The sequence below is a fragment of the Candidatus Clostridium helianthi genome (assembly GCF_045310795.1).
Lineage (GTDB): Bacteria > Bacillota > Clostridia > Clostridiales > Clostridiaceae > Clostridium > Clostridium helianthi.
In genome coordinates this window covers 1-11,765 of sequence record NZ_JBJIAB010000070.1, presented here as the reverse complement: position 1 = coordinate 11,765, position 11,765 = coordinate 1, and the positions used below count along the sequence as shown (strand labels likewise).

Here is an 11,765-nt window from a genome sequence, read left to right as displayed (position 1 = left end):
ATCGGCTTTTTTTAAAAATTTCTAAAAGTTATCCACAGATTCGGATATTTTAATTATGAAATATCCTCATTTATATATTTATTTATTTTTTTAATTATTTTTTTAAAAAATAATTCCATAGTATAAATTAAGAAATCCTGCAAGGAAAAGCGATGATCAAAAGCTGTAGTCAAAAAGTGATGCTTCAAAAAGTGAGAATCAAAATTTTATATCTTGTTATTCCAACTTTCTCCATGAGCTTCAACAACAATCTTACATTGCAAATTACGAATTGCCCATTGTGAATTGCAAATTGAGCATTGTGAATTGAGCATTGTGAATTGCAAATTGAGCATTGTGCATTAAATCATATATAAGTAATTATAAACATTTAGTTGACTTTATCAAACAGAAGTAAACTAAATGAATATGATTTTAATAATTTTATAAAAAAAGTGTTGACAGTAAACATAAAGTTTACTATTATTTAAATATACACAGTAAACTAAAAGTTTACTAAAGGAGGTGTGAACAAAATGGCAAATAAAACATTAAAGGCTTATAGAATGCTGAAAGGTGTTAAGCAAGAGGATATTGCAGAAATACTAGGAATTACATTAACAACCTACAGCAAAAAGGAAACTGGGAAAACTCAATTTTCTCTTCAGGAAGCAAAAAAGATATCTGACTACTTAAATGTGCCAATAGAACAACTTTTTTTTGCTAAAAGGGTAAACTTATTGAATACTATGCAAAGTTAGTTTAGCCAATAATAAAGAAAATATTCTAGAAAGTGGGGAGTGAAGGTGAAAAACTTACAGGTTATTAAACAGCAGTATATTTTAGGAAAGGATTTTAGAGTTTATGGTACAGCAGAAAATCCATTATTTTTAGCTAAAGATGTAGCAGAGTGGATTGATTATTCAAAAACAAGTGATGGCTATTACAATGTTTCAAAAATGTTAATGTCCATTGATGAAGATGAAAAAGTAACTATTACAAATAGTAATAGTGGTGGAAGCAAGCTTTATTTAACAGAAGATGGCTTATATGAAGTTTTAATGCAAAGCAGAAAAGTAATAGCTAAGAAATTTAAAAAGGAAGTTAAGAAAGTTTTAAGGCAAATAAGAATAACAGGAGGATACATTAAAGTAAATGAGAATATGAGCGATTTTGAGATAATGGCAAGAGCGCTCCAGATCTCTCAAAACACTATAGCGAAGAAAGATGAAATTTTGAAATCAAAAGATATTGAGTTAGAGGATAAAAGCAGATTTATTAATCAAATTTCTATTTCTGAAAATAGTTTATTGGTTAGAGAAGTTGCAAAGATAGCATGTAAACAGGGAATAATTATTGGAGAAAAAATATTATGGCAAAAGCTTAGAGATTGGAAAATTATCTTTAAAAATACAACAGAGCCCAAGCAGGAATTTATTGATAGAGGATACTTTGAAGTTGTTGAAGGTTTTAAGGAGTCCCAAAAAAAGACTTTTACTTATCATACTACAAAAGTAACTGGAAAAGGGCAGGTATACATTATTAAGAAGCTAATAGAAGAGAGCTTACTTATGGGTGCAGCAGCTGCAAAAAGGTAACAAGTGATCTAAAGGAAGTTTAAGGGGTTAGACTTTGCAGGAGCTGCATAAAAAAATTAAAAGCTTATATGATTAGGATTTTGAAAAATGGTCAAAAATATTAACAATATGGGAGGGTAAAAATGAAAATTAAACTTGTAAAATTAATGCTCAAAAATTTCAAAGGAATTAAGGAATTAGCAATAAATTTCGAAGCTTTAACAACAATCTTAGGTGAAAATGGCACAGGAAAATCAACTATATTTGATGCTTTCATGTGGATATTATTTGGAAAGGATTCACATGGTAGAAGTGATTTTGAAATACAAACATTAGATCCTAATAATAATGTAATTCATGGATTAGAGCATTCGGTAAGCTTAGTTTTAAATATAGATGGAACTCATAAAACATTAAAAAGAACTTTAAAGGAACGTTGGGTTAAACCTAATGGAAAGGCTGAAAAGGAGTTTAAAGGCTGTACAACTGATTTTGAGGTGGATGAAATTCCAGTTAAGCAAAAGGAATATCAATCAATTATTAATGGAATCATAGATGAGAACTTATTTAAGATGATTACAAGCCCTTTATATTTTCCTAACATGAACTGGCAAAAACAAAGGGAAATTCTTTTAGATATTATAGGAGACATAAGTGAAGAAAGTGTAATCAACTATAATTCAAAGCTTAAACCATTATTACCATTACTTACAGATGGAGTTGATAATTTTAATAAAAGAGTTAAAGCAAGTATTGCAAAGCTTAAGGAAGAAGTTAAATCTATTCCAGCTAGAATTGATGAATGTAATAACAATATAAAAGTAATTGATGCAGCTGCACTTGAAGTTAAAAAAGAATCTGTTTTAGGTTATATAAATTCCCTAGATGAACAAATTGCAGATATCAGTAAGGTAAGTTGCGAGAAACTTAAATTGCAGAAAGAATTATTTAAATTAACAGATGAGCTTGCTGAGAAACGAAATAATGCATATTTAGAGTCAATTAAACCATTAAGTGATATTCAAAATAAAATTAATGAAACTAGAAATAAAGTTAAAGATGCTGCTTTTAATATAAGAAATTATAAAAATAAAAGGGAAAGAATCTGTAAATATATTGAAGGAATGAAAGAAGAGTTAGAAAAACTGAAATCAGAAAAACAAACTCTGCTTAAGGAGTATCACTTTGAGTATGACAAGATATTTGAATTTGATACTGAATTAGTTTGTTGTCCTCATTGCGGCAGAGAATATGATATAGATAAAATTCAAGAAATTAAAGCTGATGCATTATTTAAATTTAATAAATCAAAGGAAAATGTTTTGGCTAGAATCACAATTAAAGGTAAGAAGGTTGCAGCAGACATAACAGAATTTGCGGAAAAAATTAAGAATAATGAAAATGATGCAGAATCACTAAGGCTAAAAGTAATTGAATTAGAATCTCAAAAATCTAATCTTGATGCAGAGCTAGAAAAATTTGAAAAAGAAAAAGAGAGTTTAACTCATACAAAAATAATAAAATTCGAAGGCGAAGAGGAATTGCAAGTTCGAATTAACAAATTGCAGTCTGAAATGGACAAGCTTAAATTTAATGACAATAATGAGCTTAAAGCCAAAAAGAAAACTTTCCAAGATGAATTAGAAGAAATAAATATTGCTTTAGGCAAGAAAGATGTTAATGAAGATTTAAAAAAGAGAATAGAAGAACTTAATGAAGAAGAGAAAAAATTACAAATTAAAATTGCAGAACTTGAAGACAAGCTCTATCTAAGTGAAGAGTTTATAAGAACAAAGGTTGAGCTTTTAGAAGATAGTATCAATAAGAAATTCAAAGGTGCAGTAACATTCAAGTTATTTGAAAACCAAATAAATGGAGGGCTAAGTGAAACCTGTGAAGCTCTTATAAATGGAGTTCCATTTAGTGATGCAAATACTGCAAGTAAAATAAATGCTGGACTTAGCATATTAAATACTTTATGTGAACACTACGGAGTTTATGCACCAGTTTTTATTGATAATGCAGAGTCCATAAATCAAATAATTCATACAGACAGTCAGTTAATTAGGTTAGTAGTTAGTTTAAATGAAGAATTGAAAGTTGAGGGAGTTTCATAATGGAAAATAAAAATGTAGCAACAAGAAGATTAAAAGGCGTTAAGAATGTATTTGCAAATGTCATATACGAAGGTGATGAATTTTTATATGAGATAAATTTAGAAACTGGACTTAAAAAGATAACTAGGCATGAGCAAAAGTTTGAAAATATAGATACTAACAAAATCAAGGGGGCTTATGCAGTCTTAGTTAAGGAAGATAATTTAAACTTTGTTGAAGTAATGAATATTAATCAAATTAAAAATTTATGGTATCAAGAAGAAGCTAATGGACAAAGTAGTGTTCATAAAAGCTTTACTGATGAAACAGCTAAAAAGATTGTTATAAATAAAGCTTGTAAGAATTTTATGTCCATTATTGATGATAGCGACTTATTAATTGAGTCAATAAATCGCACTAATGAATATACTCCAGAAGCTACTATTGAAGCAACAAATGATGAAATTAAAGAAGAAATAGTGGACGAGCCATTCTGATAAATCTATAGATAAACAATATATAACTTAGACTTATTAAATAACCTACCGAAAGAATGTATACTCTGTTGTTTCGGTTTCTGGGTAATTCTGATGGGTGATTCTTAATTGACCAAATCATAGATTTGGAATTTCAATTAAGAATCACATCAATCAAAATTACCAATGAAACATTCCACACACCAGAAAGAACTGGTACTCTTTGGTGCAGTGTTTCATTGAGAATTTGGCTGTAGGTATTTCTTCAGCGGAAGTTGTTCCATTTACTGCTTGTCACACTGAATAGTGGGAGCATGCAGAAATGGGTACAACTTCTGCTGTTAGAAATTCACAGCTTAATTCTCTAGAAACCGAAACAATAGAGTACCAGTTCTTTCGGTAAGTTACCACATAATTCTAAGATTTTAGGTACCTATATCTTTACAATACTTAGCAAGGGGTGAAATTATGGCAGATAAACGTATGTTTTCTAAGACAATAATTGATAGTGATGCATTTTTAGATATGCCTTTATCAACGCAGACTTTATATTTTCATTTAGCAATGAGAGCAGACGATGATGGTTTTATAAATAATCCAAGGAAAATACAACGGATGATAGGGTGCGGTGAGGATGATTTGAAGCTATTAATTGCTAAAAAGTTTGTAATTATTTTTGAGAGCGGTGTAATTGTTATAAAGCATTGGAAGATTCACAATTATATTCAAAAAGATAGATATAAGGAAACTGTTTATAGGGAAGAAAAATCTATGCTGTCATTAAAGGAAAATAAAGCTTATACACTGGGGAAAATTAACAGTGACAATATCTTGGGAAGTGTAAATGATTCAGACAAAATCTTCATAGAAGGAAGGACAAGCTGCAAAAGTGTAAATGAAGACAAAGTTAATAAACTTAAAGATTCAGAGGTTTGTACTCAATCTGTATACAAAACGGATGCTCAGATAAGATTAGATAAGGTTAGTATATATAAGAGTAGTGTAGAGGTAGATAAGAATTCTAGAGATTTAGAGAAGAATAGGCAGGATTTAGATAAGAATTTTAGAGATTTAGATAAGAATAGTCTAGAGATAGGTAAGAATATTAGAGATAAGGATAACATAAAGAGCTTGTCAGTAGTCATCAGTTCTAATAATGAAGTTTTTAAGCATTTTGAAAAATGTGGATTTATAATGTCACCTAAGCTTATGGAATTAATATCAGCAGATATTGAAGTATATTCAGCTAAGTGGCTAATAGATGCAGCAACAGAATCTATGAAAAGAGGAAAGATAAACTATAAATATTTATTGGCTATATTGCAGAATTGGAAAGCAGATGGAAGAGATAGGAAAGCAGCACTGCACAGAGCAAATGCAAGTGCTTACAAAGATTTTGGGGATAGCGTCTTGGATAATTAAGATGATTAGAAATTAATTGAGGCACATAAAAAATAACAAGTCTATTTGCCTAAAAGCTAACTACTAAATTATACGAGATAGGAGGGGGAGCATGGACTTGGAACATATACAGACACTTCCAAATGATGTTAGGTGCGAGCAAGAGATATTAAGTGGTATATTCTATAACAATAACATATTGGCGGAAATAATTAATGAAGTTAAAGTCGAGGATTTTTATAAAACGTTCCATCAAATTATTTATGCTGCTATATGCAAGCTGTTTGCTGATGGGAAAGATATTGATATAACACTTTTAGTAAATGAGATAGGTAAAGAAAATCTTGAAAAGGCTGGAGGAATAACATATATAACTGATATAGCTATAGGCGGACTGCCAATAAAAGCAAAAGAGTATATAAAAATCTTAAAGGACAAGTCCTATAGAAGAAAAGCTATTAAAGAACTATATAAAGCTACAGAGTGTATGTATGATGAAAATTTAGCACCTCAAGAGGCTATAAGCAAAATGTCAGAAAATCTAGCAAATGATATGAGAAATAAAAGTTCAATATTTAGTGATAGTGATCTTATGGTAAAGACATTAAAAGAAATAGAAAATAGGTATCAAAAGGGTGGGGAAATACCTGGAATGCAAACTGGATTTGCAACTTTTGATAAGAGAACTGGAGGCTTGCAAAAAGGAGAATTAGTCATAATAGCTGGCAGACCATCTATGGGAAAAACATTAACTGCATTAAATATAATGGATGGACTAGGCAAAAATGGTTATACTGTGTATTTATCAGAATTGGAAATGACAGAAGAATCTTTGGGAATAAGAAGGCTGTCTTACAATGCAAATATAGAAGCTGAAAAATTAAGATTTGGGAAATTAAGTGATGATGACTTCTTGAAAATTACAATGATGTCTAATGAATTAGCTACCAGAAATAAGGTATTCACAGATTGTAGTTCAAACCAAGGATTACTTCAAATAAAGGCAAAAGCAAAAGCAATAAAGCAAGCCCATGGATTAGATGTAATCATAATAGATCATTTAACTTTAATGAACATTCCAGAAAGAGGGACTAGAGATTTGGCAATAGGGGAAGTCACAAAGGGGCTTAAAGCTTTAGCAAAAGAATTAGATGTGAATGTAATCCTCCTATGTCAATTATCAAGAGCAGTAGAACAAAGAGCAGATAAAAGACCTATGCTTTCAGACTTAAGAGAATCTGGAAATATTGAACAGGATGCAGATTTAGTGATGTTTATGTATAGAGATGATTATTATCATCCAGAGTCAGAAGATAAGGGGATAATTGAATGGATCATAAGCAAGCAGCGTAATGGAAGAACTGGAACCTTAAAATTTGCATATGTAGATAGATATCAAAAGGTAGGGGATTTAGCAAAGAGAGAATTTAATAATAAATCAGTTTTATTAACATATTGATTGGATTTGGAAAATATAGTATAATTGTATACAATTACATGGTTTAAAAGTAACAAAATGGGTTTTGTGAAAATTTATGAAAGTTGGTGTGCGAAATGAACTGGATAATAAAATTTAATCAATTAGAAAAAGAAAATACCGACAAAACATTAGACATTTTAGGAAAATATGATAAGTACAAATATGAGCTGCTAGATGATGTGTATATAAAAGCTCACAACTTAAAATACTCAATTGGGAAATTAATAGATAAATTAAATGTAAATGCTATTGTAGGTGATCCATTAAAAGAAGAAGTAGAAAAACTGGTTAAAGAGTATATTCAAATGAAAGATGATTATGAAAATAGCAGAGATAAGATGAAAGAATATATGTACGTTTGTGGAAGTGAAGCAGCACAGCTGAAATGTACTATGATTCAAATTGTAAGTAGATTTATAACTACAAAGAAAGATCTTCTTATGTTTAATAGAAGAATGGATATATTTACTAAAAAGCTTATTAATATGTACGCTGAATTTGATATGGGATCCATGGGTGACATTGAGGTATTGCAAGACGTTTATTGGGATCTTATGACAATTAAAGACATAATTGATACAAGAAATAAGGAATATGATGAGAGAGTAGAATTATTAGAAAAGCTTAAAAGGAATCAGAAAAAAGATTATTTTAAGATATTTGATTATAAAGAAATGATTGATTTAGCAGAGAAAAATGAGTACAAGCAGGTAAGGCAAAGTGGAGATCATATTATTATGCAGCACAATAAAACTAATAAAATAGTACCAATTCCTGCTCATGAATTAAAATATGGGTTAATGATTCAGATACAAAAGCAAATTCATGCCAATAAAGCAAGTTAATTAATTTAGAACATAAAAAATAGAAGCTAATCTATTGAAAGATAAGCTTCTATTTTTTTGCCTTAATTTGACCTAAGCTACTTCATATTTAGTAACTTGTCTTTGAGTCAATTGAGCACCGGATTTCTTAACTAAATCGCCAGAATCAGTTTTAAAAATATTCTTGGCAATGACAACATCCATAAGTGTATTTACTTCGGCTTTAGTAATCGTAGATTTAACACCAGAAATGCTTAAAGTACTCTTTTCGCCAGCTTCAGTTAAAAAAGTCATAGATAAAGTATATTCCATTTAATTCACCCCTTTCATTCAGTTTAGAGCTTAGGAAACTCCTACTCCTAGTGTTGTAGGAGTACTCTAAGAGTAAGCGATTTAAGGAAGTTAAATCATATACATGATTTAACTAAGTTCGAGAAACCAAATCATAGATTTGGACTCTCACTTATCTCACTTATCTCGCTTATCTCATTTACCTGCTTAAGCATTTACTAAACTAGAAGATTCATTGATAAAGCAATCTCTAGTTTGAGCTTCTAAAACACCTTTGATTGCTTCAGCAACATCGTAGACATTTTGAGCATCAGCATCTGTTTTGACATTAGAAAAAGTCTTTTTGGCATAAATTGGATCGCCGGCTTTATCAATATCTTTTTGAACTTCAATACTAAGTGACGCAGAGTTAGGAACTTTATTTACAGCCATAGTCTTTACCTCCTTTATTTTATTTTCATAGAGGATATATGTACAAAATTGAAGGATTACCTATTTTCATAAAAAATATGATAAAAATAAAGAAATTAAATGGGAATTAATGAAAAATGAATACCTTATCATTGGCAAAATATGTTATAATTAATTAATGAATAAATTATAAATTGTAGTTTGTAGATTGATGATGTTAATAATTGTATACTTAATTTTAAATCAATCAATTACATTGTGGAGGCGAAATATGAATATTACTGGCAAAATTCTTAAGAATCTTAGGTTAAATAAGAATATTACATTAGATCAATTAGCAGATGAAATTAATGAAATGTTTAAAATTAGTATTACTGGCAGTATGCTTTCTAAATGGGAAACTGGTAAAGCAAATCCTATATATGATCACTTAAAAAGATTAGCTTCATATTATAATGTTACTACAGATTTCCTCCTAGGCTTTAATCAAGATGAAAAATTAGATCTGGGAACTACTACTAATAATAATATTAATAATAATAATAATAATTTAGATACAAACGGAAAATTTCGTTGTTCTAAAAAACCTAACAATATTAAACGTTTAGTAAAACTATTGGAAGATGATAAAATTACAAATAAGGATGTGGTAATTTTAAAAGATTTGGTTCAGGTTTTAATATCCAAAAAACATAAGAATCTCTATAGATAAAAAAGGGGTGTGCGATAATTAAAAGTATAAACAATTTTAGGCAATAAACATCAAATCTATAATGTTTATTGCCTTTTTTCAAGCTACATTATGAGAATCATCACCAGATCCATCTGAATCTATAACAACTCCAAGCTTGGTTGATATTATTGTATTTAGTTTATTAATTGAACTAGATAAGTTGTTAATTTGTTTTTCTAAGCGAATTAGCAAATATGCGGCAACAGCAATAGCAAAGCCATTATTAACAATAATATTAATTAATTCAGTTATATCCATACTTTTATCACCTCCCCTAAGGGATATATGATACAAAGCGTATTATTTCACGTTAGAAAACAAATAGTGCCTAAAACTAAAATATATACAATGCATAAATACTTCTTCATGATAATTCTAAAAATATTCCAAGAATTTTACCCATAATTGAGCTTTGTAAATTGAGAATTGCACATCGTGAATCGTGAAATTAGAATCATCAATTGAAAATTGACAATTGATAATTGTGAATTATGAATTGTGAATTATGAATTTAAAATTGAGCATTGTAAATTGTGAATTGAGAATTGAGAATTGAGCATTGTGAATTGTGCATTGTGCATTGAATATATATATATGAAATAAATTATTGTGTGCCGCCCTCATTTACAATGTGATCATGATAATAATCTATGGCAATATCAACTATTGTGCTGACACATACATTAAGATCTGTATGTATGTTTTTTAATTCATTTATTTTTCTTATGGTAGAACTTCTAAGGGTGTAGCTTCTTTTAATAGTTGGGGTCTCACCATCAATAGCAGGAACAGCACCATTAGGAAGTGGAGTCCTTCTATTATCAAATATGTCTTTTGTAGAGCTTAGAGTATTTTTTATTTCTATAGATTTAGGTATATTATTTTGAATAGTGCTGTTACTAGGTGTAGCAGTATTAACTTGAATATTAGTTTTAGTACCTTCATAAGAAGTAGTATCATTAATGGATTTGCATTCAGAATTAGTTTGAATATTATAAATATCAGAATCATCATCAAAACAGAAGGAAGAAATGCAGTCACCAGTTAAAGGGACTTCACTAGAAAAACCACACACTTCACCTTCATCATATTCAAAATCATTTTTAGGAACCTTTGCAGCTCTTTTTCCAGCCATAAATTATAAATCCTCCTTTGGCAGTTTATTTAGAAGTATTTTTATGTTGACTCTTAAAAGATATATGGCTATTTATTAGAGATTCTAAAATTCTTAAGAATTTTAGAATTTATATTTTTAAGAAAAAATTATTTAATTGTAGCATAGAGCTAATTTTATGATCATAGTTGCAGCATAGCTGCTTTTTTCAAATGTGCATATTCTTAAGAATTTAAGAATTTAGGAATTTTAGAATATAAGAATTTATATAAAATGCCCGCGGTGGAAGTTCGAAAAGCCAATTAAAAAATAACAAGTTCATCTGACATTATATTTGAATTTAATAATATCAGTAAAAAAATAAGAGCTCCAAGGGCAAACCTTGGAGCTTTAAGCTTGATAATTTAGGGAAATATAGTTAAAGATTTTATTTAAAGCAACTTTCTTTTTTCGAGTAGCAGTAGAATAACACATCTTTTTAAAGTGAGCATAATTTTGAACCGTGTTGTTTTTAAAGAAAATAAAATCTATAAGTTCTTTTTCATCATCGTTTAAATTATTTAGGGCTAGTCTTAAATCCGTATAATCACATTCCTCACAAAATAAATCTTCTAAGCTGATATCCTGAGAAGGCAAATCTTTTTCAAAATCATCATAGAAACTTAAAGCATCATATCCTTCAGTAGAGCTTCTAGTTTTAATTCGCTTTATAAGATCATTCATATTATTTTTAATTGCATTAGTAGCATAAGCAACAAATCTATGCTTTTCTAAATTATACATGGAAACACATTTAAATAATGATTTGTAACATTCATTATGAAGATCATGTATGTCATAACCATCAATAAAAGTTCTTTTAGAAATATTAATGACTAAAGGCTTAAATTCCTCAGCCAATTTATCTTTTGATAACATATCTCCATTTTTACATTTATAAACTAGTTCTTCAATGTAATTAAAATCCATACAGACCTCCTTGTGATAATTGTACAAAATTATTTTACTACTATATGTAGTGAGAGAGATGAAATTATCTCTACATATAGTATATATGGTAAAATTGCATATATCTCCAATGGAGGTGTATAAAAATGAAAAATTTTATAATAAAAATTGCGAAATCTCCTGTGATTGTACAACTTAAGATGGAAGGGCAATGATAAAATTGAAGGTTACACCAATATTCGATATATTTATATAAATTAATATGAAATTTATATATTTATTATGAATTATATTATATAATATTAATTAATTAGACATATTGTGTAAAATTTTACATTCTAAGCGACACTACAATTTTATTTATATATATATGTTGCAAATTGGTTTCTACATTCGGACGCATAGCCTGTCTATTGTCTGAGTAGGAACCATATT

The 11,765-nt window shown here is 28.9% G+C and carries 13 protein-coding genes; 8 read left to right on the top strand and 5 right to left on the bottom strand.

Features of this window, described 5'->3' with window-relative positions; translation table 11 throughout:
* Positions 1 to 515 precede the first annotated feature (515 nt).
* From ACJDTP_RS26635 to ACJDTP_RS26605, 7 genes are all read left to right on the top strand, one after another.
* Entirely contained in the window at positions 516 to 740 is a 225-nt protein-coding gene (locus tag ACJDTP_RS26635; protein WP_406762922.1) for a helix-turn-helix transcriptional regulator, read from the top strand.
* Between the two features lie 45 nt (positions 741 to 785).
* Positions 786 to 1,577, top strand: a complete 792-nt coding sequence (locus ACJDTP_RS26630) for a phage antirepressor (RefSeq protein WP_406762921.1) — start codon at positions 786 to 788, stop codon at positions 1,575 to 1,577.
* A 122-nt stretch (positions 1,578 to 1,699) separates the two neighbouring features.
* The gene (locus ACJDTP_RS26625; RefSeq protein WP_406762920.1) at positions 1,700 to 3,673 is read left to right on the top strand and encodes an AAA family ATPase; all 1,974 of its coding nucleotides are present in this window, start codon (positions 1,700 to 1,702) and stop codon (positions 3,671 to 3,673) included.
* Positions 3,673 to 4,149: a recombinase RecT gene (locus ACJDTP_RS26620; RefSeq protein ID WP_406762919.1), complete on the top strand. Its 477-nt coding sequence runs from the start codon at positions 3,673 to 3,675 to the stop codon at positions 4,147 to 4,149. Before ACJDTP_RS26625 ends, ACJDTP_RS26620 begins: the two co-directional genes overlap by 1 nt.
* A gap of 447 nt (positions 4,150 to 4,596) precedes the next feature.
* Positions 4,597 to 5,550: a DnaD domain protein gene (locus tag ACJDTP_RS26615; protein ID WP_406762918.1), complete on the top strand. Its 954-nt coding sequence runs from the start codon at positions 4,597 to 4,599 to the stop codon at positions 5,548 to 5,550.
* A gap of 91 nt (positions 5,551 to 5,641) precedes the next feature.
* A complete protein-coding gene (gene dnaB / locus ACJDTP_RS26610) occupies positions 5,642 to 6,988 on the top strand; it encodes a replicative DNA helicase (RefSeq protein ID WP_406762917.1) in 1,347 nt (448 codons plus the stop codon).
* Between the two features lie 95 nt (positions 6,989 to 7,083).
* On the top strand, positions 7,084 to 7,854 hold the full coding sequence (locus ACJDTP_RS26605) for a type II toxin-antitoxin system HicA family toxin (protein WP_406762916.1): 771 nt from the start codon (positions 7,084 to 7,086) through the stop codon (positions 7,852 to 7,854).
* A 72-nt stretch (positions 7,855 to 7,926) separates the two neighbouring features.
* On the opposite strand, the gene ACJDTP_RS26600 is transcribed toward ACJDTP_RS26605, so the two are convergent.
* Both ACJDTP_RS26600 and ACJDTP_RS26595 read right to left on the bottom strand, forming a co-directional pair.
* Positions 7,927 to 8,145, bottom strand: coding sequence for a DUF2922 domain-containing protein (locus ACJDTP_RS26600; RefSeq protein ID WP_406762915.1), 219 nt, complete (start codon positions 8,143 to 8,145; stop codon positions 7,927 to 7,929).
* A gap of 186 nt (positions 8,146 to 8,331) precedes the next feature.
* On the bottom strand, positions 8,332 to 8,556 hold the full coding sequence (locus tag ACJDTP_RS26595) for a DUF1659 domain-containing protein (protein WP_406762914.1): 225 nt from the start codon (positions 8,554 to 8,556) through the stop codon (positions 8,332 to 8,334).
* Positions 8,557 to 8,806: 250 nt separating this feature from the next.
* Here ACJDTP_RS26595 and ACJDTP_RS26590 point away from each other — a divergent pair, with 250 nt between their 5' ends.
* A complete protein-coding gene (locus tag ACJDTP_RS26590) occupies positions 8,807 to 9,247 on the top strand; it encodes a helix-turn-helix domain-containing protein (RefSeq protein ID WP_406762913.1) in 441 nt (146 codons plus the stop codon).
* 78 nt (positions 9,248 to 9,325) lie between these two features.
* Here the strand turns inward: ACJDTP_RS26590 and ACJDTP_RS26585 are convergent, their stop codons facing one another.
* From ACJDTP_RS26585 to ACJDTP_RS26575, 3 genes are all read right to left on the bottom strand, one after another.
* Entirely contained in the window at positions 9,326 to 9,526 is a 201-nt protein-coding gene (locus ACJDTP_RS26585) for a YvrJ family protein (RefSeq protein ID WP_406762912.1), read from the bottom strand.
* Positions 9,527 to 9,872: 346 nt separating this feature from the next.
* Positions 9,873 to 10,403 (bottom strand): hypothetical protein, encoded by a 531-nt coding sequence (locus tag ACJDTP_RS26580; RefSeq protein WP_406762911.1) that lies wholly within the window; start codon positions 10,401 to 10,403, stop codon positions 9,873 to 9,875.
* 369 nt (positions 10,404 to 10,772) lie between these two features.
* A complete protein-coding gene (locus tag ACJDTP_RS26575) occupies positions 10,773 to 11,351 on the bottom strand; it encodes a sigma-70 family RNA polymerase sigma factor (RefSeq protein WP_406762910.1) in 579 nt (192 codons plus the stop codon).
* Positions 11,352 to 11,765: the final 414 nt, after the last annotated feature.